General features: G+C 58.2%; 23 protein-coding genes. 9 read left to right on the plus strand and 14 right to left on the minus strand.

Annotation, left to right across the window (positions count from 1 at the left end):
* Positions 1-59 precede the first annotated feature (59 nt).
* From V2S86_RS07475 to V2S86_RS07485, 3 genes are all read left to right on the plus strand, one after another.
* Complete coding sequence (locus V2S86_RS07475; RefSeq protein ID WP_330761879.1) at positions 60-2,495, plus strand: glucose/quinate/shikimate family membrane-bound PQQ-dependent dehydrogenase; 2,436 nt, start codon at positions 60-62, stop codon at positions 2,493-2,495.
* Positions 2,496-2,760: 265 nt separating this feature from the next.
* On the plus strand, positions 2,761-4,860 hold the full coding sequence (locus V2S86_RS07480) for a putative bifunctional diguanylate cyclase/phosphodiesterase (protein ID WP_330761880.1): 2,100 nt from the start codon (positions 2,761-2,763) through the stop codon (positions 4,858-4,860).
* 129 nt (positions 4,861-4,989) lie between these two features.
* Entirely contained in the window at positions 4,990-5,913 is a 924-nt protein-coding gene (locus V2S86_RS07485) for an ABC transporter substrate-binding protein (protein WP_330761881.1), read from the plus strand.
* 84 nt (positions 5,914-5,997) lie between these two features.
* On the opposite strand, the gene V2S86_RS07490 is transcribed toward V2S86_RS07485, so the two are convergent.
* Positions 5,998-7,806, minus strand: coding sequence for a sigma-54-dependent Fis family transcriptional regulator (locus V2S86_RS07490; protein WP_330761882.1), 1,809 nt, complete (start codon positions 7,804-7,806; stop codon positions 5,998-6,000).
* 277 nt (positions 7,807-8,083) lie between these two features.
* Between V2S86_RS07490 and exaC the strand changes: the two genes are divergently transcribed.
* Together exaC and adhP are read left to right on the plus strand one after the other, a co-directional pair.
* Positions 8,084-9,604, plus strand: a complete 1,521-nt coding sequence (gene exaC, locus V2S86_RS07495) for an acetaldehyde dehydrogenase ExaC (RefSeq protein WP_330761883.1) — start codon at positions 8,084-8,086, stop codon at positions 9,602-9,604.
* Positions 9,605-9,649: 45 nt separating this feature from the next.
* Positions 9,650-10,675, plus strand: a complete 1,026-nt coding sequence (adhP, locus tag V2S86_RS07500; protein WP_330761884.1) for an alcohol dehydrogenase AdhP — start codon at positions 9,650-9,652, stop codon at positions 10,673-10,675.
* Between the two features lie 9 nt (positions 10,676-10,684).
* Here the strand turns inward: adhP and V2S86_RS07505 are convergent, their stop codons facing one another.
* From V2S86_RS07505 to V2S86_RS07520, 4 genes are all read right to left on the minus strand, one after another.
* Positions 10,685-11,713: a zinc-binding metallopeptidase family protein gene (locus V2S86_RS07505; protein ID WP_330761885.1), complete on the minus strand. Its 1,029-nt coding sequence runs from the start codon at positions 11,711-11,713 to the stop codon at positions 10,685-10,687.
* 96 nt (positions 11,714-11,809) lie between these two features.
* Positions 11,810-12,022: a hypothetical protein gene (locus V2S86_RS07510; protein WP_119802828.1), complete on the minus strand. Its 213-nt coding sequence runs from the start codon at positions 12,020-12,022 to the stop codon at positions 11,810-11,812.
* Between the two features lie 41 nt (positions 12,023-12,063).
* Entirely contained in the window at positions 12,064-12,162 is a 99-nt protein-coding gene (locus V2S86_RS07515) for a YoaK family small membrane protein (protein WP_330761886.1), read from the minus strand.
* Between the two features lie 166 nt (positions 12,163-12,328).
* On the minus strand, positions 12,329-13,432 hold the full coding sequence (locus V2S86_RS07520; RefSeq protein WP_330761887.1) for a succinylglutamate desuccinylase/aspartoacylase family protein: 1,104 nt from the start codon (positions 13,430-13,432) through the stop codon (positions 12,329-12,331).
* Positions 13,433-13,446: 14 nt separating this feature from the next.
* On the opposite strand from V2S86_RS07520, the gene V2S86_RS07525 reads away from it, so the two are divergent.
* Positions 13,447-13,902: an Lrp/AsnC family transcriptional regulator gene (locus tag V2S86_RS07525; protein ID WP_004944442.1), complete on the plus strand. Its 456-nt coding sequence runs from the start codon at positions 13,447-13,449 to the stop codon at positions 13,900-13,902.
* A 6-nt stretch (positions 13,903-13,908) separates the two neighbouring features.
* Here the strand turns inward: V2S86_RS07525 and V2S86_RS07530 are convergent, their stop codons facing one another.
* The 5 genes from V2S86_RS07530 to V2S86_RS07550 form a co-directional block, all read right to left on the minus strand.
* Positions 13,909-14,631 (minus strand): ABC transporter permease, encoded by a 723-nt coding sequence (locus tag V2S86_RS07530; RefSeq protein ID WP_330761888.1) that lies wholly within the window; start codon positions 14,629-14,631, stop codon positions 13,909-13,911.
* On the minus strand, positions 14,631-15,323 hold the full coding sequence (locus V2S86_RS07535; protein WP_330761889.1) for an ABC transporter permease: 693 nt from the start codon (positions 15,321-15,323) through the stop codon (positions 14,631-14,633). Before V2S86_RS07535 ends, V2S86_RS07530 begins: the two co-directional genes overlap by 1 nt.
* A 53-nt stretch (positions 15,324-15,376) precedes the next feature.
* Positions 15,377-16,150, minus strand: a complete 774-nt coding sequence (locus V2S86_RS07540) for an ABC transporter substrate-binding protein (protein ID WP_330761890.1) — start codon at positions 16,148-16,150, stop codon at positions 15,377-15,379.
* 27 nt (positions 16,151-16,177) lie between these two features.
* Positions 16,178-16,939, minus strand: coding sequence for a dimethylarginine dimethylaminohydrolase family protein (locus tag V2S86_RS07545; protein ID WP_330761891.1), 762 nt, complete (start codon positions 16,937-16,939; stop codon positions 16,178-16,180).
* Between the two features lie 160 nt (positions 16,940-17,099).
* Positions 17,100-18,038, minus strand: a complete 939-nt coding sequence (locus tag V2S86_RS07550; protein ID WP_330761892.1) for a LysR family transcriptional regulator — start codon at positions 18,036-18,038, stop codon at positions 17,100-17,102.
* Positions 18,039-18,134: 96 nt separating this feature from the next.
* Here V2S86_RS07550 and V2S86_RS07555 point away from each other — a divergent pair, with 96 nt between their 5' ends.
* Positions 18,135-19,352 carry an MFS transporter gene (locus V2S86_RS07555; RefSeq protein WP_330761893.1) on the plus strand — a complete coding sequence of 406 codons (1,218 nt, stop codon included), beginning with the start codon at positions 18,135-18,137 and terminating at the stop codon, positions 19,350-19,352.
* Between the two features lie 31 nt (positions 19,353-19,383).
* Here V2S86_RS07555 and V2S86_RS07560 read toward each other — a convergent pair whose 3' ends face one another.
* From V2S86_RS07560 to V2S86_RS07570, 3 genes are all read right to left on the minus strand, one after another.
* Positions 19,384-20,307, minus strand: coding sequence for a substrate-binding domain-containing protein (locus V2S86_RS07560; protein ID WP_330761894.1), 924 nt, complete (start codon positions 20,305-20,307; stop codon positions 19,384-19,386).
* Positions 20,308-20,400: 93 nt separating this feature from the next.
* Complete coding sequence (locus tag V2S86_RS07565) at positions 20,401-21,180, minus strand: TIM barrel protein (protein ID WP_330761895.1); 780 nt, start codon at positions 21,178-21,180, stop codon at positions 20,401-20,403.
* Positions 21,180-22,196, minus strand: coding sequence for a Gfo/Idh/MocA family oxidoreductase (locus V2S86_RS07570; protein ID WP_330761896.1), 1,017 nt, complete (start codon positions 22,194-22,196; stop codon positions 21,180-21,182). Before V2S86_RS07570 ends, V2S86_RS07565 begins: the two co-directional genes overlap by 1 nt.
* A gap of 195 nt (positions 22,197-22,391) precedes the next feature.
* Here V2S86_RS07570 and V2S86_RS07575 point away from each other — a divergent pair, with 195 nt between their 5' ends.
* Both V2S86_RS07575 and V2S86_RS07580 read left to right on the plus strand, forming a co-directional pair.
* The gene (locus tag V2S86_RS07575) at positions 22,392-24,362 is read left to right on the plus strand and encodes a sigma-54-dependent Fis family transcriptional regulator (RefSeq protein WP_330761897.1); all 1,971 of its coding nucleotides are present in this window, start codon (positions 22,392-22,394) and stop codon (positions 24,360-24,362) included.
* 54 nt (positions 24,363-24,416) lie between these two features.
* On the plus strand, positions 24,417-24,710 hold the full coding sequence (locus tag V2S86_RS07580; protein ID WP_330761898.1) for a SelT/SelW/SelH family protein: 294 nt from the start codon (positions 24,417-24,419) through the stop codon (positions 24,708-24,710).
* Here the strand turns inward: V2S86_RS07580 and V2S86_RS07585 are convergent.
* Positions 24,707-25,525: a heme/hemin ABC transporter substrate-binding protein gene (locus V2S86_RS07585; protein WP_330761899.1), complete on the minus strand. Its 819-nt coding sequence runs from the start codon at positions 25,523-25,525 to the stop codon at positions 24,707-24,709. The two genes, V2S86_RS07580 and V2S86_RS07585, sit on opposite strands and share 4 nt — an antisense overlap.
* Positions 25,526-25,552 lie beyond the last annotated feature (27 nt).

Raw genomic sequence — 25,552 nt, forward strand, 5'->3', positions numbered from 1 at the left:
AACGATTACACTTTGGTAAACGAGTCGTAATACACATTATTTTCGGAGACTGCCTGAACATGTCTGATTCAACTACCCGGCCGGGTATAAAGCTTAAATTATGGTATTGTTTATTGGGGGTAATTCTTACCGTTACGGGATTATTCTTCGCCATCGCCGGCGGAAAGTTAGTCTCGCTCGGCGGCAGCGCCTACTTCCTGATTGCCGGTATCGTCACCCTGCTTTCCGCCGTTCAATTCTTCCGTCGCAAATCCTCGGCAGTCACGCTGTTCCTGCTGGTGTTCATCGGCACGCTGATTTGGTCAGTGGCCGACGCCGGTTTTGATTTCTGGCCCTTGATTTCACGGCTGATGGTGCCAACCGGCCTGATGATTCTGGCCTTCCTTAGCTGGCCTGCACTGCGTAAACCGGAAGGGAAAGCGCCGCTGGCGAAACTTTCTTACCTGCTCTCCGCCGTGCTGGCTGTGGGTATGGTCGTTGCCTTCGTGCAGATGTTCCAGCCGCACCCCACCGTCGCTTTCAGCGGCCGGCAGTTGCCGCTGATCCCGGTAGATAAAGCCAAACAGCAAAAAGACTGGGACAACTACGGCAATACCCCAGGCGGCAGCCGTTTCGTGGCGCTGGACCAGATCACCCGTGACAACGTGAAAGATCTGAAAGTCGCCTGGACCTTCCACACCGGCGATATCCCGATCAGCCCTGGCGGTAACGGCGCAGAAGACCAGCAGACGCCGCTGCAAATCGGCAACCGCATCTTCCTGTGTACCCCGCACAACAACGTTATCGCCGTCGAAGCCGACAGCGGGAAAGCGATCTGGAAGCGCGAAATCAACGCGCAATCGCAGGTGTGGAACCGCTGCCGCGGCCTGGCCTACTTCGACGCCACCAAACCCCTGCAACAACCGACAGTCCCAGGTTCAACCCCTGTGGCACCGGTTCAGCTTGCCGCCGGTGACAGCTGTCAGCGCCGTATTCTGATGAACACCATCGATGCGCGCCTGGTGGCGATCAACGCCGATAACGGCGAGTTCTGCCAGAACTTTGGCAACAACGGCGTCGTCGATCTGAAAGCCGGTCTGGGCGATGCCTCGGATCCGAAATACCAGCTGACCTCCGCCCCTACGCTGGCGGGCACTACCGTCGTCGTGGGTGGCCGCGTGGCTGATAACGTGCAAACCGACATGCCTGGCGGCGTGTTGCGTGGCTTTAACGTGATCACCGGTGAAATGCGCTGGGCGTTCGACCCAGGCAATCAAGACCCGAACGCGGCGTTGAAACCGGGCCAGACCTTTGTGCGCAGCACACCGAACTCCTGGGCACCAATGTCCTACGATCCGGCGATGAACACCGTGTTCATGCCGATGGGCAGCTCTTCTGTGGATCTCTGGGGCGCCAACCGCAATGCGCTGGACCACAAATACGGCGCGTCCATTCTGGCGCTCGATGCGACAACCGGTAAAGAAAAGTGGGTTTATCAGACCGTACATAACGATCTGTGGGATTTCGATGTCCCGATGCAGCCTAGCCTGATCGATTTCCCGATGAAGGACGGCACCACCCGCCCTGCGCTGGTATTCGGCGGCAAAACCGGGCAGATCTTCGTGTTGGATCGCCACACCGGCAAGCCACTGACCGAAGTGAAAGAGCTGCCGGTGAAACCCCGCAACATTCCGGGCGAGCAGTATTCGGCAACACAGCCCTTCTCTGTCGGCATGCCGCAGATTGGCGCAGAAAAGTTGACCGAATCCGACATGTGGGGCGCAACGCCGTTCGATCAGTTGATGTGCCGCATCAGCTTTAAATCGATGCGTTACGATGGCCTGTTCACCGCACCGGACACCGATCTCTCACTCAGCTTCCCAGGCTCGCTGGGCGGTATGAACTGGGGTGGATTGTCTACCGATCCGAACAACCACTACATCTTCGCCAACGATATGCGTTTGGGCCTGTGGGTGCAGATGATCCCGCAAAAAACCGACGCCAACGCCCCGGCCAGCAACGGCGGCGAATCGGTTAACGCCGGTATGGGCGCCGTGCCGTTAAAAGGTACCCCTTACGGCGTCAACAAGAACCGCTTTATGTCACCGCTGGGCATTCCGTGCCAGAAACCGCCGTTCGGCACCCTGTCCGCTATCGATCTGAAAACCCAGAAAGTGGTGTGGCAGGTACCGGCCGGTACGGTGCAGGACACCGGGCCATTCGGCATTAAAATGCGTGCCCCAATGCCGATAGGCATGCCAACGCTGGGCGGCACGCTGGCAACCCAGGGCGGGCTGGTGTTTATCGCCGGCACTCAGGATTACTACCTGCGGGCCTTTGATTCATCCACCGGTAAAGAAGTGTGGAAAGCGCGTCTGCCGGTCGGCAGCGGCGGCACCCCGATGAGCTACGTCTCACCGACCACCGGTAAGCAGTACATTCTTATCTCCGCCGGCGGCGCACGCCAGTCACCGGACCGTGGCGACTACGTGATCGCCTACGCGCTCGATAAGTAACGCTCAAGGTACGCAATAACAAAAAGCCCCCGCCACATGATGGGGGCTTTTTTTATGAATTATCGTGAATTAGCGTTAATCCATAGAAAGCCTCCCCTCACTTTACAAGAATAATCCTACTGTTTTACCCGGCATAATATCTCATTCTTTCAATCGGCTTTTTACCGCCCCAAGCCCGGTTATTGGCATATTCCCGCAGGCACGAATATTATTAAAACAGTTCCTTTTGGAGCGAATCTCAGGCGGCTTTCAGAAGGAAAAAAGCATGCATGTTTTACCTGTTCACAGTGATGACAATCATCCTGTTGATATAGCTAATGTAATTTTTGACGGTTTACCGAACCTCATTGGCGTGGGTAAAAGCCTGGGCGGACACTTTAATAAAGGGTGGCGTGAATATACCGGTGGGGCTTCATTTGATAATGAGGATGACGGCTGGTTGAAAGCCCTGCACCCGGCCGATCACGCGCTGGTTCGCAGCCTGTGGCAGCAGGCAATGGCTACCGCCACCTCGTTCGTGAATGAAAGCCGCCTGCGCCATTGCAGCGGTGAGTTTCGCTGGTTTTTGCTGTCATTCAACGCGGCCAAAGATCCCCTGCCTGAGGAACCGCGCTGGTGTCTCACCTGCGTGGATATCCACGAGCAAGTACTGGAAAAACACATCCTCGCCGCGACCTTGGCCGCGCAGCAAAACATGCTCGACGCCAGCGTCGACTGCATCAAGATCATCAATAATGACGGTTCGTTGCTGCACATGAACCGAGCGGGCTGCATTGCCCTTGGCCTGGATGAAAACCAAAAACAGTTTGGCATGTCGTGGCTGGGGTTGCTGCCGGTAGAAATACGCAAGCGCGGCAGAAAAGCGTTGCGCAAAGTATTGAATGGCCGCAATGCCAGATTCGCCGGCCTTAGCGTCACGCCAAATGGCAAGATGCAGCATTGGGATAATATCCTCAGCCCGGTCACCGATAACAATGGCCGGATACAAAATATATTGTGCGTTTCCCGCGATGTGACCTCGCAAAGAATAGCGGAGAAGCGTTTGCTGATCGCCAGTGAATATGACGACCTGACCGGTCTGCCTAACCGGCGGTTATTCAAGAAAAAATTAAAACAGGAAATGAAACGCGCCCTGAGCAACAATAAATTACTCGGGCTGATTCTGTTGGATCTCGACCACTTTAAACTGGTTAACGACACCCTTGGGCATGCTGCGGGCGATCATCTGCTGCGCGTGTTATCCAAAAGGCTCACGGCGCACCTGAACCCTGACTCTTTTGTTTCCCGGCTCGGCGGCGATGAGTTTGCGGTGGTCATCAGCGACATAGAGAATGAGCAGGATATCTTCAAAATCGCCAATAACTTCCTGCTGCAACTCGAATCGCCGATCACCCACGGCGGCAAGGCGCTGCATTGCGGCATGAGCATCGGTTGCGCCGTTTATCCTCAGGATGCCCATGACCCGTCGGAACTGATGAAGTGCGCCGATACCGCGCTGTATGAACTTAAGGACGGCGGCCGCGGCGGCGTTTACATGTTCAATCAACAGATGATGGAGAAAGCAAAGGCGCGTGCCTCACAGCTTAACCACGCGCGGCAGATTGTGCGTGATAACCGCATCCGCCCCAGCTATCAACCGAAGGTCAATTTGGTCAACGGCGAGATCGTGGGTTTTGAGGCGCTATTGCGCTGGTATAGCCCGGTGAACGGCATGCAGTTGCCGGATACCGTCAGTGAAGCCTTCAGCGACTATGAACTGGCGACAAAAATCAGCGAAGCCATGCAGATGAAAGTCTTTGCCGATATTTCACGCTGGATCGCCGCCGGCGTAGACGTCTTGCCGGTGTCGTTGAACGCGTCCCCTATCGAGTTTTTACGCGACAATTATGCCGAAACCTTCCTGCAACGATTGCTGATGTTCCGCATTCCGCACCACCTTATCGAGCTGGAAGTCACCGAACATGCGTTCAACAAACACGGTTCGAAGTATGTGTTGCGGGCCTTGCAAATGCTCAAGGAAATGGGCATCAGGATTGCGCTCGATGACTTTGGTACCGGACATTCTGCCTTTACGCACATCATGAATTACCCGCTGGACTGCATTAAACTGGATTGCGATTTTATCCGCCGGATGAACGACGAGCCGGCCATATTGGGCATCGTCGAAAGCATGGGTATTCTGGGGCAGAAATTGGCCATCGATATCGTCGCCGAGGGGATTGAAACCGAGCAGCAACGCCAGACGCTGTGCGCCGCCGGTTTTTATTTCGGCCAGGGCTTCCTGTTCAGCAAAGCCGTTGAGGCGCCCAAGGTGCTCAACCTGCTGCGGGCCAATGTGCGCGATAACGAAGAAATCGACGATTGAGGCGGGCAATATTCCGCTGCAACCCGATTTTTCTAAAATTAGTTAGTTAATTTTGTTCGTTCACAGATTTAGCGGCTTCGAGGATAGTGAGCAGACCGCCTCAACAACATAATAATGCAGGTAATAATCATGATGTATAGCGCTAAATTAACCGCAGCGGCGGCACTCCTGAGCATGTCCTTCATCGCCAATGCCGCACCGGGAATTGATCTGATCGCCAATGAAACCCCGATAAACACGGTTAAAAGCCCAGAGGCCGTCGCCAAGATCCCGGCGGGATTTAAGTTCGTTGAGCCAGGGACGCTAACCGTCGCCGTGTCGATATTGGGTAGCGGCCCGCCGTTCGGGCTGTACGCACGCGACAATAAAACGGTGATTGGCAGCGAGTCGGATATTGCCCGGCTGGTCGCCGATGGGCTTGGGCTAAAACTCAAGCTGGTGCCGACATCCTGGGAAGACTGGCCGCTGGGGGTGACCTCAGGGAAATACGACGCGGCAATTTATAACATCACCGTCACCCAAGAGCGTAAAACCAAATTCGATTTTGCCACTTATCGCCAGGACACGTTGGGTTTCTACGTGAAGGCCGACAGTAAAATCACCTCGATAAAGTCCGCACCGGATATCGCCGGCAAGAAGATCATCGTCGACTCCGGCACCAATCAGGAGGCGGTGTTGCTGGCATGGGATAAAGAGAATCAGGCCAAAGGGCTGCCCGCTCTCCAACCGATCTACGTCACCGACAAAGCGGCCTCGACGCTGGCGATCCAATCCGGCCGGGCCGAGGCGACTTTCGGGCCGAACGTAGCCGGCGCCTATCAGGCTAAATTAAACGGTAAAACCAAGTTGGTCGGCATAGTGCCGGGCGGCTGGCCGCGCAGCGCCAACATCGCCGTGACATTGAAAAAGGGCAACGGCCTGGTTGATGCCGTGCAGGCTTCGCTCAACAGCGCCATCGCCAACGGCAGCTACCTGAAAGTGTTGGATCGCTGGGCGGAAAGCGACGAGAAAATCGAACGTTCTGAAATCAATCCGCTGGGGTTGGGGGACTGATCTTCCGGCTTTCAAGGCGCCGGCTCTTACCCGGCGCCTGTCTTCAGCACTTCCGGGTTTGTTTTGCCTCAGCCGGCTAACCCGTCACTCATCTGCACCAAGGCGCTTTTTCTCCATTTTGCGATAAAGCGTGCTGCGCGATACGCCCAGTAATTTGGCCGCCTGGCTGATGTTGCCGTTGGCGTTTCTGATGGCGGCGAACACCTCCGGCTCGGTTTGCGAAACGGTGTTGGCTTCCGCGCAAAGCGGCGGCAGCGCGTTGAACTGTTCCGGCAGATCCTCAAGCGCAATCAGGTTGTCGTCATCCGCCAACGCCAGCAGCACCTTCAGCGTACTCAACAGCTGCCGTACATTGCCGGGCCACGAATAGCGGGCCAACGCGGCCAGCGCGTCCGGCGCCAGCCTGATGCCGCGCTTATCGGCGCCCAGCTCATGCCAAAGGCTGAGAATGAAGCGATCGACATGCGCCCGCTGCCGCAGCGGTGAGATGCACAGACTGAATTCCTGAATGCGGTACAGCAGATCCTCGCGGAATTCCCCGGCCGCCACCAATGTGTCCAGATTGCGGTTGGTGGCGCAGATCAGCGTAAAATCTACCGAACAGGCGTGGCGGCTGCCCAGCGGCGTGACGGTTTTTTCCTGCAGCACGCGCAGCAACCGCGTTTGCAGGCTCAGCGGCATATCGCCAATCTCGTCCAGGAACAGCACCCCGCCGTCGGCCTCCCTGATCTTGCCGGCATAGCCTTTGGGATTGGCGCCGGTAAAGGCGCCGGGCGCATAACCAAACAGCTCGGATTCGATCAGGTTTTCAGGCAGCGCCGCGCAGTTGATCGCCACGAAGTTGCCCTCCCGCCATTTGCTTTCCTGGAACAGCCGCCGGCTGAAGTGCTCCTTGCCGCAGCCGGTTTCCCCGGTAATGCACAGTGCAAGGCCGGCGTTCAAAATACGCAACGCTTTCTGTTTGTCTGCCCCGTCCCGATCAAAAGGCTGAACAAAGGGCCTGACGGCATGTGAATGCCGTTCGGGCATCTCCAGCAGCGAGTAATAACGGCGATGGTTGGCGGCCCGTGTCTGACAGGGCGCATTCAACGTCTGTCGCGACATCTCCGGGAACAGCGTGGCGAAATCCAGCGCCCCAAAGGACGCCGGTGAAAGGTTAAATTCTTGCATCGCCAGCCGGTTGGCGGCAGTAAGCACGTCATCGCGGAAGACCAGAATCAGTTCATGCGCAGTACCGAGGATATGCGCATCGCTGTGCAGGCTGAGCGTCCAGTGGTGAGCCGTGACCGTGCTCTTCACCCATTGATGTTCAATGTGTCGGACCGCCTGCAGAATCAGTGACCGGGCGTCGTCGTACGGGCGTTGCACCGGCGTTGAGATATCCAGCACCCCGCCGATTTGCCCGTCGGGCCGAAAAATCGGCGCGGCCGAGCAATAAAGCCCTGCGTTTTGATTGAGAAAATGCTCGTCGCCATTCACCTCGCACAACTCTCCCAGCGCCAGCGCGGTGCCGATCGCGTTGGTACCGCGCTCTTGCTCTCCCCACTGGTTGCCCGGTGCCAGCGCTATGCGCGACGCCTTGCGCAAGAAATGGGTATTGCCGCAGGTCTCCAGCACCAGCCCGCTGGCATCGGACACCACAATGATGGAAGGCTGTCGGTTGATTTCGCCACCCAAACGGGCAATCAGCGGTTGAGCCAGTTGCGCCACCCAGCCGTTTTGCCCGCGTACTTCATTCAGCGCGGCCGGTCGGACAAAGGGAACGTGGTCGTCGGCCCTGCTCAGGCCGTAGCGTTGGCTGCGCTGCCAGGACTCTGACAGGGGGTTGGGGAGAGGCCTGTTTTCATGGTCGGAGGCGAACCCCGTTACGGCTGTCCGGTCTTTATGCAACATGCCTTTCTCCCGCGCAAAAGTGTTGCATTTTTGTATCATGAATGTGTCTCATGCGTTGCGACATGGGACACAAAAAATAATAGAAATGAATGTTAATTCACCGTTCTTATTGGCGTCAGCGAATATTTATAATCACCAAGATGATGATATTAAAGAACTTAGCAAATAAACACCCAGGTAATGGAACAATGTGGCATAGGCAATGCTTATGTTTAGCCAAGGTGCCCCAGACTGGGCGCCCAACCTACAGCCCGTGTTCCTTTGAGAGGTGTTTAACATGAAATATGTCCATCCCGGTTTGCCTGGCTCGCTGGTTTCTTTCAAACAACGCTACGGCAATTACATTGGCGGCAAATTTGTCGAACCCGTTTCCGGTAACTACTTTACCGACACCTCCCCGGTAACCGGGAAAACCGTCGCCGAGTTCCCCCGCTCCGACGCGCAGGATATTGAGCGTGCTCTGGATGCGGCACACGCCGCCGCAGACGCCTGGGGCAGCACCAGCGTACAAAACCGTGCCAACGTGCTGCTGGCCATCGCGGATCGCATGGAATCGCAATTGGAAATGCTGGCGTTGACAGAAAGCTGGGACAACGGCAAGCCGATCCGCGAAACGCTGAATGCGGACATCCCGCTGGCGATCGATCATTTCCGCTACTTCGCCGGTTGCCTGCGCGCGCAGGAAGGTACCGCTACCGAGATTGACCAGTACACCCTGGCCTACCATATTTACGAACCGCTCGGTGTGGTGGGGCAGATTATTCCGTGGAACTTCCCGCTGCTGATGGCGGCCTGGAAACTGGCCCCGGCGCTGGCCGCCGGCAACTGCGTGGTGCTTAAACCCGCAGAACAGACGCCGCTCAGCATTTGCGTGCTGCTGGAGTTGATTGGCGATCTGCTGCCGCCGGGCGTGCTCAATGTGGTTCACGGCTTTGGCAAAGAGGCCGGTGAGGCGTTGGCGACCAGCAAGCGCATCGACAAAATCGCCTTTACCGGTTCAACCCCGGTGGGCAGGCATATCCTGGCCTGCGCGGCGGAGAATATCATTCCCAGCACCGTGGAGCTGGGCGGGAAATCGCCCAATATCTTCTTTGAAGACATCATGCAGGCCGAACCGGAATTTATCGATAAGGCGGTTGAGGGGCTGATCCTCGGTTTCTTCAATCAGGGTGAAGTTTGCACCTGCCCTTCACGCGCGCTGATCCAGGAGTCAATCTACCCGCAATTTATGGAAAAAGTGCTGGCGCGCATCACCACCATTCGTCAGGGCGACCCGTTTGACACCGACACCATGATTGGCGCACAGGCGTCCCAACAGCAGTTCGACAAGATCCTCTCTTACATCGAGATCGCCAAAAACGAAGGCGGGAAAATTATCGCTGGCGGCGAGCGCACCAGCCAGGAACAGACCTTGCAGCAAGGTTTTTATCTCCAGCCAACGCTCATCACCGGTAACAACAGCATGCGCTTCTTCCGTGAAGAGATCTTTGGGCCGGTCATCGGCATCACCACCTTCAAAGACGAAACCGAAGCGCTGGCGCTGGCCAACGACACCGAGTTCGGGCTGGGCGCAGGCCTGTGGACCCGTGACAACAACCGCGCCTATCGCATGGGCCGCGCCATCAAGGCCGGGCGCGTCTGGACCAACTGTTATCACCTCTACCCGGCGCATGCGGCCTTCGGTGGTTACAAAAACTCCGGCGTCGGCCGCGAAACGCACAAGGTCGCGCTGTCGCATTACCAGCAGGTGAAAAACCTGTTGGTTAGCTACGACGCCAAACCGCAGGGTCTGTTTTAACTGAATGTTGCCTGTTCCAACCCTACAACTTCTCGAGGTCTGAAAATGAAAACGATGAAAGCTGCTGTGGTGACTGCGTTTGGACAACCCTTGGTGATTAAGGAGGTTCCGATCCCGGAGGTCGCGCCCGGTAAAATCGTGGTCAAGATCGCCGCCACCGGGGTGTGCCATACCGATCTGCACGCCGCCGACGGCGACTGGCCGGTCAAACCCAACCCGCCTTTCATTCCCGGGCATGAGGGCGTCGGCCATGTAGTGGCGGTGGGCGCAGGCGTTACCCACGTAAAAGAGGGTGACCGCGTAGGCGTGCCCTGGCTATATTCTGCCTGTGGGCACTGCGAACACTGTCTCGGCGGCTGGGAAACGCTGTGCCATTCCCAGCAAAACTCGGGCTATTCGGTCAATGGCAGCTTTGCCGAATACTGCCTGGCCGATGCCAATTACGTGGGTATTTTGCCCGATAACGTCGATTTTCTGTCTATCTCACCGATCCTCTGCGCCGGTGTCACCGTCTATAAAGGTCTGAAAATGACCAATACCAAGGCCGGCGACTGGGTGGTCATTTCGGGTATCGGCGGTCTCGGGCATCTGGCGATCCAATACGCCACCGCCATGGGGTTGAACGTGGCGGCGGTCGATATTGACGATGACAAGCTGGCCTTCGCCAAAAGCCTGGGCGCTTCGGTAGTGGCCAATGCGAGAAACGTCGATCCAGGCCGCTATTTCCATCAGGAGTTCGGCGGCGCGCACGGCGTGCTGGTGACGGCGGTGTCGCCCAAGGCGTTTGAGCAGGCCACCACCGTGATGCGACGCGGCGGCACCATGGTATTGAACGGCTTGCCGCCGGGCAGTTTTGACCTTTCAATCTTCAATATGGTGCTGGACGGCACTACGGTGCGGGGCTCGATTGTCGGTACGCGCAAGGATCTGCAAGAAGCTCTGGACTTCGCCGGCCGTGAGAAAGTCGCGGCAACCATCTCGGTAGAGCCGCTCGAGCAAATCAACGACATCTTTGGCCGCATGCGTGAGGGCAAAATCACTGGCCGCGTAGTGGTTGATATGTTGCTTTAAGTCAACGCGTCAGGGCACTGGCAGTCCAGTGCCCTTTTTCTTCGCGTCGGCAAGGGTCTGGTGAATAAATCGCATTTTCTCCAGCACCGGTGCCGGCAACACAAAGGGATAAAGGTCGGCATGCCCCATCGAACGATTGAGCTGGTTCAGCGCCCAGGAGACCGGTAACCAGAGCGCGATCAGGCGATCAAAATCGGGCGTTTCAGCCGAATGGCCGAAAGCGGCGTCTGGCGCGGCGAAACCGTAAGCTGCCGCGGTGTCCAGGGTATCGCGAATATGCAGATAATGAGCAAAGGTTTCTGCCCAGTCCTCCGCCGCGTGCATGGTGGCATAGGCGGAAACATAACATTCATGCCAGCCCTCGGGAGCACCCAACTGGTAGTGTCGATCGAGCGCCTGCTGGTAATCCGCATCCGGGTCGCCAAACAGATCGACAAACGCCTGCCGCCGTTCGGGCTGAATGATCAATAGGCTGTAATAGTAATGCCCCACTTCATGGCGGAAGTGACCCAGTAACGTACGGTAAGGTTCGCCCATGGAAACGCGCAGTTGCTCACGGTGAACGTCATCCCCCTCCTCCAGATCCAGCGTAATTACGCCGTTCGCATGGCCGGTTAGCACCTGCCGCCGTTCGCTGGAAAGCAATTCGAAGATCAGTCCGTTGTCCGGATCGTCATTTTTACTGACGATCGGCAGGCCCAGTTCGGTCAACTCCAGTATCAGGCGGCGTTTGGCCGTTTCGGCTTCGGCAAACAGCGGGAGCGCTTCCGCATCATCATCCGCCGGCCGGGTTTGGGTCAGGCGACACGACGCACACAAATCCCCTTCTTGCTCCACCAGCCAGTTGCACTGCGCAATATGCATATTGGCGCACAGGTGCCCCTGTTCCGGCTCGTCGTCGCCCACAGGGCCGGGAGCCGCGATAACCACCAATCTCCGGCCAGGCAAATCGAACCCCAGGGAGCTTGAGCAAGACAAACACAGCGAATTTTCAAACGACAGCTGCTGCCCGCAGTTCGGGCAGGAAAAGTTGCGCATGGTCAGGCTTCCTTAGCGGCAGAGTACGTGTGGGCGCTGGCGCCAGAGACAAGTTAAGGGTAGCCAGACGGCCGTGGGTTCGTCAAACGCCCCGGTTCAGACCTTGGTCTTGGTTTTGGCTTTGGTGATTTTTGTCGCTTTGGCGGGGTTACCGGCAACGAATTCCAGGGTTGGCGAGTAGTAAAAAGGCAACCAGGCATTGTAACTGCTTTCCCACTCCCACTTGACGGGGCAAGGCCACAGAATATCTTCATATAAAATGTAATAGACCCATCGCCCATGCGGGCGGCGCGGTTTAGCTGTGCTCATAGACACTGACTTCTCTGGCCCGAACGGTTACACGATGGCGCTCAACCGCCCGGAGTGGCATAGCCGCCGACAACAAACAGGGTCAGCAGAGCCAGGGCCGCAACAATAATCGCAATAGGGAAAAAATAGCCGATCTTCATTTTTAATTCTCTTTGTCATCAGGCGTTACGGAGCACCCAGCAAATTTAACATGGACGGTGGTCGGCTAGCCATCTTTCCCGCTATTCATGTATTTCATTCATAAACTCAATATATTTGATGGGTTAATCACCTCCGCGTTCAGGCGGCGTGCGATCGCGGTGCTTATCACGACGCCAGGCCACCGCCCCCCTGATAAGGCGTTTTACCGGCAATCTTCATGATTTCCGCCCCCAGAGTGACAAAGGGTGCGCGGCGGCTGGCATAGATTAGCCCACCCGCCTGGGCACGCACCGCTTTTACGGTATCGGTGATCGGGTCAATGATTTCCGCCACGGCTTCATCCGCCTCCACCCATTCACCCGGCTGGCGCAACGGCAGCAGAATGCCGCTGGCGGGCGCGGTAACAATCTCTCCGGCGGCAAACGGCAACATGGCAACCTCCAACTGCGGTATTGCCGGCGGCTCGCCCGCAATGGCGCCACGGTGCTGCAAATAACGATAGAGACGTTCGGCATCGTTGCCGGCCAATGGGTGGCTGATATCCTGTTGTCCGCGCAGTTCCAACGTGACCGCCATGCAGCCGGGTTGCAGGTTTAACGCGGGATGCTGCTGCGCCAGCCGATGCCACGGCAACCCACAGGCTTCGTCAAACGAGCCGCCCCCGCTGTCTTGCGAAAGCAGCACCGCGCCGATCCCCATACAGCGCGCCAGCTCTTCCGCCTGCTCGCGCCAGGCCGGGTCGGCGTACATATGCAATATCGCGCGGTCATCGCAATGCAGGTCCAGCACCACATCGGCATCGCAAGCCAATAACAGCAGTTGCCGGCGCAGGGCTTCTGCCTCGCTGCGGTCCGGCATGGCATGCAAAGCTTTACGCATCGCGGCACGTACCTGCGGCACGGCAGGCTGCGACGAGACAAAGGCCGCATTGCGCAGCAACAGAGCCAAATCGGGAAAGTCGCGGTTGAAATTGCGGCCGCTGACCAGATCAAACCGCCCGACGCCGCCGTTGAGCAGCACCTGTGCCAGCCCCAAGGGATTGGCGACCGGGACAATGATTATTTCACTTTGCAGTTCCCCGCGCCGTTCCGCCTGGCTGAGTAATCTTTTAAGATAATGCAGCACCAGCATGCCGGGCAGTTCGTCGGCATGCAGACCGGCCTGCAGGTAAATCTTTTCGCCCTGGCCGGGCTGCCCGAAATGAAAACTGGTGAATTGGCGCTGCCCCCCCAGGGCATGTTCAGGTAACTTATGATGTTTACTTTTCATTGGACGCCCTATCTGTGGAAAAAAAAGCCCGGCTTGATCGAATCGACAAAAAAATCCTTGAAATACTGTGCCGGGATGGCCGCATTTCCTATCAAAAGCTCTCCGAGCAGGTCAACCTGACCGCTCGCCCCTGCCAGGAACGGGTACGCGGGCTGGAGCGCGACGGCATTATCCGCGGCTACAGCGCCATCATCGAACTGCCGGAACCGGAACATGCCTTTGTGATACAGGCGCAAATCGCGCTGGCCGATCACGGCCATTCTCAGCCGGCGTTCGAGCAGGAAATGCGCAATACGCCAGAGGTGCTGGATTGCTGGCTGGTGAGCGGCAGTTTCGATTTTCTGGTGCGTATCGGCTGCCGCAGCATGGAAAGCTACCGGTTGCTGGCCGACGCCTGGCTGACCAGCAAAAAATTCCGGGTGGATAAAATCGTGACGCTGACCGAGTTGCAATCCATCAAACGATCCTGAGCCGCCTCAGTCACGGCGAATAAAGGCCAGCCAGCGCCGTTCTGCCCGCGAAAACAGGAAAATCAGCAGGAAGGTGCAGAGCAGATAGAGCGCTGCCGCCATCAGGAAGGGAATAAACGGCGAATAGGTGGCGGCGTAAAAAGCGCGTGCCACCCCGGTAATGTCCAGCAGCGTCACCGTGCTGGCCAGCGACGTGGCGTGCAGCAGAAAGACCATCTCGTTATTCAGCGCCGGAATACCCCGCCGTAACGTCGCCGGTAACACCAGCCGGCGAATTATCTGCCACTGGCTCATGCCAAACGCCTCACCGGCGACCCACTCCTGCTTTGGAAAAGTGCCCATCATGCCGGCCAACAGCTCCGCGACGTAGGCGCTGGTATTGAGCACCAACGCCAGCGTGGCGCAAAAGGTGGCATCACGAAACAGCAACCAGAAAGGCTGATCGTTCTGCCAGCCCAACTGCACCACGTCGAACTGCGACAGGCCGTAGTAAATCAGCATCAATTGCAGATACAGCGGCGTACTGCGGAAAAAATAGGTCACGCAACGGATCAACCCGGACAGCGGGCGCGGGCCATACACCTGGCCGACCGCCATCAGCACCGCCAATAGCAGGCCCGGCACCACCGACAGCAAAAACAGTTTGGCCGTCAGCGCCAGCCCGGTCACATCCGAGCCGTCGCTCCACAAAAAACTGGGTGCCACGTCCAGCATATCTTGCAGAGTCATCAGCGTGCTCCCGCAGCGGTCGAGGAAGCCAGCGCGTAGCGACGCGCCAGCAGACTAAAGCCCCAGCTGGAGATCGCGGTAATCACCATATAGATCAGCGCCACCAGGAAGTAGAACAGGAAAGGTTTTTGCGTCGCTCGCCCCGCTTGCTCCGCCAGCCACACCATGTCCTCCAGCCCCAGGATCGACACCAGTGCAGAGGCTTTCATCAAGCCAAGCCAGTTATTGTTGATCCCGGGAATGGCGAAACTCAGCATTTGCGGCAGCAGGACGCGGCGAAACACCTGCCCTGGGCGCATGCCGTAAGCCATTGCCGCTTCCAGTTGGCCGCGTTCGACGGTGAGAAAAGCGCCGCGAAAGGTTTCCGTGTAGTAAGCGCCAAACACGAAACCAATCGCCAGCACGCCGGAGATAAAGGTGTTGAAGCGCAACGGCCCCAACCCCAGCAGGCCAAGAACGCCGTTGACCAGCATTTCGCCGCCAAAGAACAGCAACAGCATAATCACCAGTTCAGGAATGCCGCGCACCAGCGTGGTGTAACCCGTCGATAACCAGCGCAACCAGCGCGGGCCGAACAGCTTGATCAGCGCATTAATCAGGCCGAGCGCCAGCGCCACCGCCAGCGAAACCAGCATCACGCACAGCGACAGCGCCGCACCGTGAGCCAGCAACGGCAAATACTCGATGACCATTCCCGGCCTCCCATTCTTGTCTTAATGCCGGGCCAGCCGGCGTCAGTGTCGGTTTAGCCGCCGTAAATATCGAAGCTGAAATACTTTTTCTGGATGGCATCATAGGTGCCGTCGGCACGGATGGCCTTAATGGCGCCGTTGAGCGCGTCACGCAGCGCCGGGTTGTCTTTGCCCACCGCGATGCCCACGTCGGAGGAGATACTGCTGTCCGTAATCGCCGGGCCGGCGAAGGCAAATTTTTGCCCGCGCGGGGTATCGATAAAGCTGCTGGCCGCCTGGGTATTGTCCTGCAACGACGCATTAATCCGCCCGGACATCAAATCCAGATAAACATTGTCCTGATTGGCGTAAGAAACGATCTTCACGCCCTGTCCGGCCCAATGTTTCTTCGCATAGGTTTCATGAATGGAGCCGGTCTGCACGCCGACCGTTTTGCCTTTCAGGCTGGCGGCATCCGGCAGCAACGGGCTGCCCTTGCGCGCCACCAACTGCGCCGAACTGCGGTAGTAGCGATCGGTGAAATCCACTTCTTTCTTGCGCTCGTCGGTAATGGTCAGCGAAGCGATAATGGCATCGAACTTACGCGCATTGAGCGCCGCGATCATGCTTTCAAAAGGCTGTTTGACGAAAACACATTTGGCATGCAGCTGCGTACACAGCGCATTGGCGATATCGATATCAAAACCGGTGATCTCGCCGCTGGGCGAAAGCACGTCAAAAGGCGGGTAACCGCCGTCGACGCCAAAGCTGATGGTATCGAAAGACTGGGCCGCCGCCGGGCCACCCAGGGCCAGGCTGGTCAGTAGAACCGCTAATTTTTTTTTCATGGCTGAGATCCCCGGTGCAAGAAAGCGCTAGAAACGAAGTGACAGGCAGGTCAGGCCGCCGTCCATTTTTTTAAATTCGCTGGTGTCGAGCTGAACGATGGGCATGCCCAACTTTTCGATTTGGGCCAGCGTTTGCGGGTAACCCCGTGGGGTAATCAAGGTATCGTTGATCCACAGCGTGTTGCCGGCATAGGACTCTGCTTCCGGGATAACGATGGCGTTAAAACCGCTAAAGGCAGGATGGCGCTGGTAGTCTTCCGTCAACAGCAGGGTGTTGTGGCCAACATAGTTGACGATGGATTTCAGGTGCAGCCCGGCGCTGACTTCAATGGCGGTCACCCGGTAGCCATAAGGCTCGACCGCAGCGGCAAACTCGCCGATGCCGGCTTCATCGGTACGCGCCGTCAGGCCAATAAAAAACTGACGATCGACCAGCAGCACGTCGCCGCCGTCAAGGTGGCCGCGCCGGCTCATCCGTACCACCGGGCGCTCGCCTGCAAACAGCGGCGCAATGGTGTCCACCTCGCCCTGGCGGCTCGGCGCACCCGGGTGGGTGATCACGGCCAGCTCCGGCATGACCACCGCCGTGTCTTCCACAAAGTGGGCGTCCGGGAAGGCCGGGGCTGCCGGTAACACCGTCACTTTCAGCCCCAGGCGCAGCAAGGTCTCCACATAGGCCAAAAACTGACGGCCGGTGGCGGCGATATCCGGCGCGCCCAATTGAGCGGTGGTCTGGCCGCTGCCGCAGCTATCAGCAGGCAGTCTGGCAATGGCTTGAGTAAAGTGCATGGGCGATTCTCTCGAGTGAAATGGACGGTAGGTGTTTTTCGATTATCAAACAGATACCGTCGCCAATCAGGTTGAATCCGCCCGCCGGCACTCTACATTTACGCTGTTTATCGCGCCGCTGACGACCTATTCCGCTGTACGCCGCGCAAAGCCGCCGCTCTCACGGCAGTGGCGCCTGTGCACCGGTGATGCGTGGCATCACTTCTTTCATCAGCTCAAGGAATTTACGCAACCGCGCCGGATAATAACTGGCATAGGGGTAAAGCAGATAAATCGGCAAGGGCGCGGCGTGCCAGCCCGGCATCAACGGGGTAAGCAGCCCCTGCTCCAGATCCTGTTTAACCACCCAGGACGACAACATCGCCACTCCCACGCCGTTCAACGCCGCCTTGCGGACGGCATAAAGACTGTCGGTACTCAACCTGGGGACAATGTCAAAACGGTAATCTTCACCGCTGGCGGTATGCGTCAACGTCACTTCATTGCGATAAAAACTGTTTAGCGCCAGCCAGGGCAACTGTGCCAAATCACCGATCTGCGCCAATGGCGTATGGCGCGCCAGCAGTTCAGGCGCGGCCACCACAATGCGCGGTACCTGCGCCAGCAGCACCGCGACCACCGAAGGATCGGTCACCGCGCCGACGTGGATCGCGCAGTCCACGCCTTCGGGAATGAAATCGGGCGAATGATCGTTGAGCGTCCATTCCACGCTGGTCTGTCGGTAGCGTTGCAGGTAATCCCCCAACGGCCCAATCAGTTGATCCTGGCCAAAGGCATGCGGCGCACGTACCCGCAATACGCCCACAGGCTCATCACGCACACCGCGCAGTTCATCCTCCATGATTTGCCAATGCTCAATCAGCTTGCGCGCATGCTGATAACAACGCTCGCCGTCGTCCGTCAGCTTCATGGCGTGAGTCGTACGCTGGATTAATTTAACGCCAAGCAGTTGCTCCAGCACCTGGAGACGCCGGCTAATGGTGGGCTGCGAAGTGTTCATTTGCGCCGCTGCAGCCGAGAGACTGCCGCTGTCGACAATGCGCACCAGAGTTTGCAGCATGGCTATACGGTCGCCATTGGGAAATGGATTTTTATTCATACGTATTACGTATAACAGTTTTACCTGTCCAGGGGCTACAGTTTCCGCCGAAAACTGGCAAGAATAGCCCCACTTTACTTGTTCTGGATAACCATCATGAGCCTGATTTCATCAGCCACCACCGCGCCTGCCCCTGCGCTTTCCGCCAAAATCGTTTTCCTGCTGGCCGCCGGTGCCGGTCTGAGCGTGGCGTCCATTTACTACAGCCAGCCGATGCTGAGCATTATGGGCGATACGTTCCACGCCGGGGTCAGTGATACCGGCATGGTACCCACCCTGACCCAGGCGGGCTATGCGCTGGGCATCCTGCTGCTGGCCCCGCTGGGCGACCGTCACGATCGCCGCCAGATCATCCGGATCAAGGGCGTGCTGCTGGCACTCACCCTGCTGCTGTGCGGTTTTTCTTCTTCATTTCCGCTGCTGCTGCTCAGCAGCCTGGCGATCGGTTTGGCCGCTACGGTGGCGCAGGACATTATCCCTGCGGCCGCCACGCTCGCTTCAGACGCCAACCGGGGCAAAACGGTGGGCACAGTGATGACCGGGTTGCTGGCCGGCATTTTACTCTCGCGCGTGTTCAGTGGCGTGGTGGCGGAATATTTCGGCTGGCGCAGCGTTTATATGCTGGCGGCATTGGGGGTGCTGGTCATCACCCTCACCATCGGTGCGGTACTGCCGCGTTTCAAACCCAATACCACGCTGAGCTACCCGGCACTGCTGCGCTCATTGGGGAAACTGTGGGCCGATTACCCGGAACTGCGACGTGCCGCGTTGGCTCAGGGCTTGCTGTCGGTCGCGTTCAGCGCTTTCTGGTCGACGCTGGCGGTGATGCTGGCGGAAAAATATCAGCTTGGCAGCGCAGTAGCCGGCGCTTTTGGGCTGGCAGGCGCGGCCGGTGCGCTGGCAGCCCCTTTGGCGGGCATGCTGGCCGATCGTCACGGGCCGGACTATGTCACTAAAATCGGCGCCGCCATGGTGGTGTGTTCATTCGCTCTGATGTTTCTGCTGCCCTGGCTTCCGCTGCCCGCACAGCTGGCGCTCATCGCGCTGAGCGCGGTCGGTTTTGATCTCGGTATCCAGGCGACGCTGGTGGCGCACCAGACCATTATTTACGCCATCAACCCGGCAGCCCGCAGCCGCCTGAATGCCATCCTGTTTACCCTGGTGTTTATCGGTATGGCGAGCGGTGCCGCTCTCGGCAGCAAAGTCCTCGAAAGCGCCGGTTGGCAGGGCGTCGTGTTGCTGGCCACGCTGGCAGCGGCGGGCGGTTTGGCGCTGCGAATGCTGGCCAAACGCGCCCCGTCAGTGAAGCAGTAAAATCATCCAACAATAGCCGCAGAACCTGCGGCTATTGTTGATTGGCGGCCACAAACTCCGCCAGATTCTGTTGAGTGATGGTTTTATAAGGCACCCAGTTGTAAGCCTCGGTCTTTTGCTTTTCCAGCAGCGCCTTGGTGACCTGCACCGCCCCGATAGCCTGCCCTTTGGCGTCCTGGAAAATGGTCAACACCATGCCCCCGTTTTTAATAAACTGCAGACCGTCCGGCGTACCGTCAATGCCCGCCACCAGGACGCTTTTGTTTTTAGCCTGGTTCAGCGCCATGATGGCGCCAATCGCCATTTCATCGTTATTGGCGGCGATAGCGTCGATCGGTCGGCCGTTCAGCAACCACCCGGATACCACATCCACCGCTTCATTGCGCTGCCATTTGGCGGTCTGCTTTTCCAGTACCTTCATGTCCTTATATTTGGCGATCACCTCTTCCACCGCGCGGGTGCGTTCACGCGCCTCTTCGTTGGACAGCGCCCCCATCAGGATCGCCACATTACCGCGATAATTCATCTGTTTCGCCAGCGCCTCCATTTGCAACTTGCCCCCCTCCGCCGAGTCCGATCCCACATACGCCATGGCATTACCCAGCTTAACTTCCGGTTTGCGGTTGACGAAAATCAGCGGGATATGGGCCCGCTCGGCGGCATCCATCATCGGCTTCACGCCCTGGGTATCTACCGGGTTGAGGATAATGGCATCCACCCCCAGGTTGATAAAGTCGTCCACCTGCTGTACTTGCAGCGCCACGTCGCCTTTGGCGTCGACAAACTGGCCGTCCATGTTCAACTGCTTAAGCTCGCTCACCATTTGCGAGCGTAAAATGGACACGAAGTTGAGATCGAAATTGGCCAGCGCGACGCCGACCTTATAGGTTTTCGCCTGGGCGCCAAAGGCCAGAAACAGACTAAGCAATATCAACGGCAAGCTTCTGATTTTCATGATGTCATCCTGTAGGTTGAGATAAATTTATTATTAAAATCAATGCATCACTCTTCATCCCGGGCAACAGACCACAGCCCGGGTTTACTGCGGTTATAAAGTGAAATGGTCGCGGAACTGTTGCAGCGCCTCTGTGCTGTCATCGGATGCCCATCCTTCCATTGCCACTACGCCCCGGTAGCCGATCTCGTCCAACGTGCGGGCGATGGCCCGATAGTTGATTTCACCGGTCCCCGGCTGTTGCCGCCCCGGTACGTCGGCCACCTGGATTTCGCCTATCGCCGGCCCGCAGCGGCGAATAAGCTCGATGAGATTGCCTTCGCCGATTTGCGCATGGTAAAGATCGAGGTTCATCTTCAACCCCGGGCTGTTGACCGCTTCAACCAAGGCCAATGTGTCGCAGGCTTTGGCAAAGGGCGTGCCCGGATGGTCCCGCGGCAGGTTGAGGTTTTCCAGCGTGAACACCTTACCGGCGCGCTCCCCTTGCTGCGCCAGTTGGCCCAGCGTATCGGCCGCCTTCAGCCACATGGCACCGGTCACCACCTCCACCGGCTTCACCGGCAAGCCGTTGGGATCCAGGCCGGTGCCATGCAGATTCAGGCTGGGGCAGTTCAACCGCTGCGCGATGGCGAGCGACTGTTCCGCCGTTTGCAACAGTTGGGCGATATCCTCGTCGTCGGTCAGGTTACCGGCGAGATAACCGGTCATCGAAGTAAAACGCGCGCCGGTGGCAATCAGCGCATCAAGATCTTTATTTTCCCAGTTCCAGATCTCGACGCCGAAGCCGAGCGCATGAATACGCGCTACGCGTTCGACAAACGGTAGATCGAGAAACACCATCTCGGCGCACACTGACAGCTGATATCCGGCCATTATTGTCCCCCCAGCGCGATCGGTTTGCCCTGCTTCACCGATTCGATACAGGCCAATGCAATCTCCAGTGCATTGCGGGCGTCCTGTCCGGTCGCGCGCGGCGTTTCCCTCTGCTGGACACAGCGGGCGAATTCAGTCAGCTCCGCCACATAAGCGTCGTGCAGCAGATCGGTATCCTGACGCGAGGTTTCGATGGCGATGCCGCCGGCGTGATACCGCACGCAGTTATTCAGATTGATATTGCCCGCCTGCAGCATCCCTTTGCTGCCAAACACCTCGCCGCGCACGTCGTAGCCGTAGACCGCCTGGAAGTTGGCTTCTGCGGTGGCGATAGCGCCGTTATCGAAGCGAATAGTCACCACGGCGGTGTCCAGTAACCCCTTATCCTTGAAGTCCGGGCGCACCAGCGCATCCGCCAGCGCATACACTTCAACCGGCCGGGCGCCCGGGTTGAAGTGCAACAGCGTGTCAAAATCGTGGATCAGCGTTTCCAAAAAAATGGTCCAGGCGGGGATCGGCGCCGGATCGCGCAACTGAGGATCGCGGGTTACCGATCGGGAAAGCTGGGTAACGCCATTCTCCCCCTCCTTCACGGCGGCAATGGCGGCGGCAAAGCCGCTGACAAAGCGGCGATTGAATCCCACTTGCAGCACGACACCCGCCTGTTTGGCGGCGGCGATGGCCCGATCCGCCTCTTCCAGCGTAATGGCCATAGGTTTTTCGCAGAACACATGCTTACCGGCCCGGGCGGCGGCAATCACCCATTCCGCATGGGTGCGCGCCGGGGAGGCAATGACGACCGCATCGATTTCGCTGTCATCCAGCATGCTCTGCAAATCGCTAAAGGCGCGGACGCCCAGCCGGTCCGCCAACCGCTGCGCGGCGCCCGGCAGCGGATCGGCCACGGCGGCCAAAACGGCTCCCGGCACGCGCCGCGCCAATGATTCCGCATGGAAACTGCCCATTCGGCCGGCACCAATCAGACCAACGCGCACGTTTTGGGGTGAATGACTCATAGTGATTCCTTATGTGGGTTAACGCCCTTGTCGGGCTGCGGAGTTCACTGTGGGTATTGCAAAGGGGATGCCAGCTCGAAAAGCGGGGAATTTGTGAGGCGCTGCACAGATAGCCACAACAGAGTGACAACTAAATTGACATGTCAATTTCACATGTCAATAAAATGAACATTACATTCCAAACTGGAGAGCCGCATGCACATTGCCGCCGGACTGATGCCGATCAAAGATGAGAGCGACCCGATTTTCAGCCTTCCGGAAGGCCCGGAGGCCGGTGAGTGGGACAGCCTGTTTTGGCAAGGCTGGCAGGCGTTTAACGAGGGTGGGCAACCCGGCTGGATCCGCAAGTCGATCCTGCAATCCTGGCAACGTTCGCGTGAATACGGCATTGATCCCGAGGAGTTCCTATACCAGTCGCCGCCGGCAGATAAGTTGCAGATGATTCTGGCGCAAAATGGCGAGCTGATTAAGGTGGCGCACAGCATCATGGAAAACCTGCTGGCCTACAACCCTGACGGCCACATCAACCTGACCGACGCCAACGGCGTCACCCTTCACTACTGCGGCGCGGATTTGACGCCGGTCGGCAGCATTCTGCGCGAGGACGTTCAGGGCACCAACTGCACCGCGCGCTGCCTGCGGGAACAGCGTCTGGTGTATGTGTTAAGCGGTGAAAACTGGAAAATGGGCCTGCGTCAGCGCCATCGCCAATGTGCGGCGGCGCCGGTGCGTAACGCCGAGGGCATGATGATCGGCGTGCTGACGCTCACCGCCACGCCGGATAACTTCAACGCCCACACCCTGGGCACTGTGCAGGCGGCTGCGGAGGCGGTCGGCCAACAACTGCAGTTGCATAGGCTGCTGGCGGAGCAACAGTCCATTCTGGAAACGCTGAATGAAGGCGTTATTGTCTGCGATCGCCACGGCAGGCTGAAAACCGTCAATCGTTATGCGCGCCAGATTTTTGACGGGCTGGAGCCTGGCGAATTGCCTATCGATCAGTTGCTGCGCCCGCAGTCCGGCTCGCTGCTGACCATGCCGTTTTGCAATGACCGCGAAATGGTTTTTAGGCCCGAAGGCAAACCGGCCCTCTCCTGCGTGATTTCACTGATGCCCGCGCCGGATGACGGCCGGGTGCTCTCCCTACGGGAGAACCAGCGTATTCGCGCTATTACCCGCCGCGTGATGGGCGTCAGCGCCAGCTATACCTTTGACATGATTTACGGCCATTCCAGCCGCATACGGGAAACCATCGCCAAGGCGCGCACCAGCAGCCGCAGCGACAGCACCGTGCTGCTTACCGGCGAAAGCGGCACCGGCAAAGAGCTGTTTGCCCAAGCGATCCACAACGGCAGCGCACGCAGCAATGAGCCCTTCGTTGCCGTTAACTGCGGTGCCTTGCCGCGCGATCTGGTGCAGAGCGAGCTTTTCGGTTACGTGGATGGCGCCTTTACCGGCTCGCGCCGTGGCGGTTCCGCCGGCAAATTTGAGCTGGCGGATGGCGGCACTCTGCTGCTCGATGAAATCGGCGAAATGCCGCTGGATGCGCAAACCAGCCTGCTGCGCGTGCTGCAGGAGAGTGAAGTCTTGCGGATCGGCGCCACCCACCCGGTGAAGGTCAACGTACGCATCGTGGCGGCCACCAATTGCGATCTGGCGCTGGCAGTGGAAAAAGGCGCTTTCCGGCGCGATCTGTATTATCGCCTGAACGTCATCTCCCTCTCCGTTCCGCCGCTGCGCGAACGACGGGAGGATATCGTCGGGCTGGTTAACGGCTTTATTCACAAACTCTGTACGCGCATGAAAAAGATCCCGCCGCAGGTATCACCGCAGGCGATGGCCTGCCTGAGCGCCTGGCGCTGGCCGGGCAACGTGCGCGAACTGGAAAACTTGGTGGAACGAATGGTGAACCTGTGCGAAGGGCTGCAGATCGACGTGGGCGACCTGCCGGAGGAAATCGCTCGTGATCGTCCTGCCCCTGAAGCCGCACCGTCCGCCAGGCTGGAAGATAACGAACGTACCCATATCATGCAGGTGATTGGATCCAGTGGCGGCAATCTGCGGCAGGCCGCGCGGCTACTCGGGCTATCGCGCACCACGCTGTACAATAAAATCAATAAATGGCAGATCGATTTGACCCTGTTGCGCCCTGACCGGCCGGCTTGACAGGGCAGCGGCGGCATTCGATGATGAGGAAATCTTACCGCCCAGGTCCGCCCAATGAAAACGTCCCCTGTCGTCACCATTCACTATTGTTCGCAATGCAACTGGCTGCTGCGTGCCGCGTGGATGGCGCAAGAATTGCTCCACACCTTCAGCACCGATTTGGCCGCCGTGACGCTGGTTCCCGGCACCGGCGGCATTTATGAGATCACCGTGGATGGATTCGTCATCTGGGATCGCAAAATCGAAGACGGCTTCCCCGACGCGGCGGCGCTCAAACAGCGTTTGCGCGATCGATGCTTCCCTGAGCGGCCATTGGGCCACGTGGATAACAAAGGCGTTAAACCTTAAGGCGCGATGGCCTCGGCCGCCTGACGCAATTGCCCTATGGCCGTCGGCATATCCAGGCCAAAACTCAGCAAGGCGTTGTCATCAATCACCAGCAACTGCCGCTGCTTGCCCGCGGGGGTATACGCCAACCCCGGCAGTGCCCAGATATTCGCTTCTCCCCCCATCCGTTGCAGGCTGGCCTTGCCTATCACCAGCAACTGCGGCGCGGCGGCGACCAGCCCTTCCTGTGTCAGCGACTGATAGCGCGCCACGCCGGCCAGGGCATTTTCCAACCCGGCACTGCGAATGGCTCCCTCAGCGGCGGTGCCTCTACCGGCGCCCATGGCCGTTATGCCGGTATGCGCCATGATAAACAGCACCCTGACCGGCAATCGATGCGTCGGTATGGCGGCGATCTGACGATCCAGCCTGGCCTGCAAGGCTTTCCCCTCCTTTTCACGCCCCAAGGTGGCGGCAATGACGGCGATTTTTTCGTCGATCGCGCTGAGTTCGGGTTTACCCGTTACCGTCACGACTTTCACCCCAGCCTGCTCGATCTGCCGCAATGCCAAAGAGGGTTGCGCCAGTTCGCTGGCGATCACCAAAGAAGGCTTTATCGCCAGGATCCCCTCGGCGTTGAGCTGGCGCATATAACCGACGTTCGGCAATGCTGTGGCTTGTGGCGGCTGTTGACTGGTGCTGTCGCGTGCGACCAGCGTTTGCCCTGCGCCCAGAGCATAGATAATTTCCGTGACGTCCCCGCCAATCGATATCACACGTTCGCCGGCAAATACCGAAAACGGCAGTGCCAGTAACCCGATAACCCATGATTTCATCCGAAGTCTCCTTTAAGAACGGAAGGC

Source organism: Serratia sp. C2(1) (assembly GCF_036352655.1).
Classification (GTDB): Bacteria; Pseudomonadota; Gammaproteobacteria; order Enterobacterales; family Enterobacteriaceae; genus Serratia; species Serratia inhibens.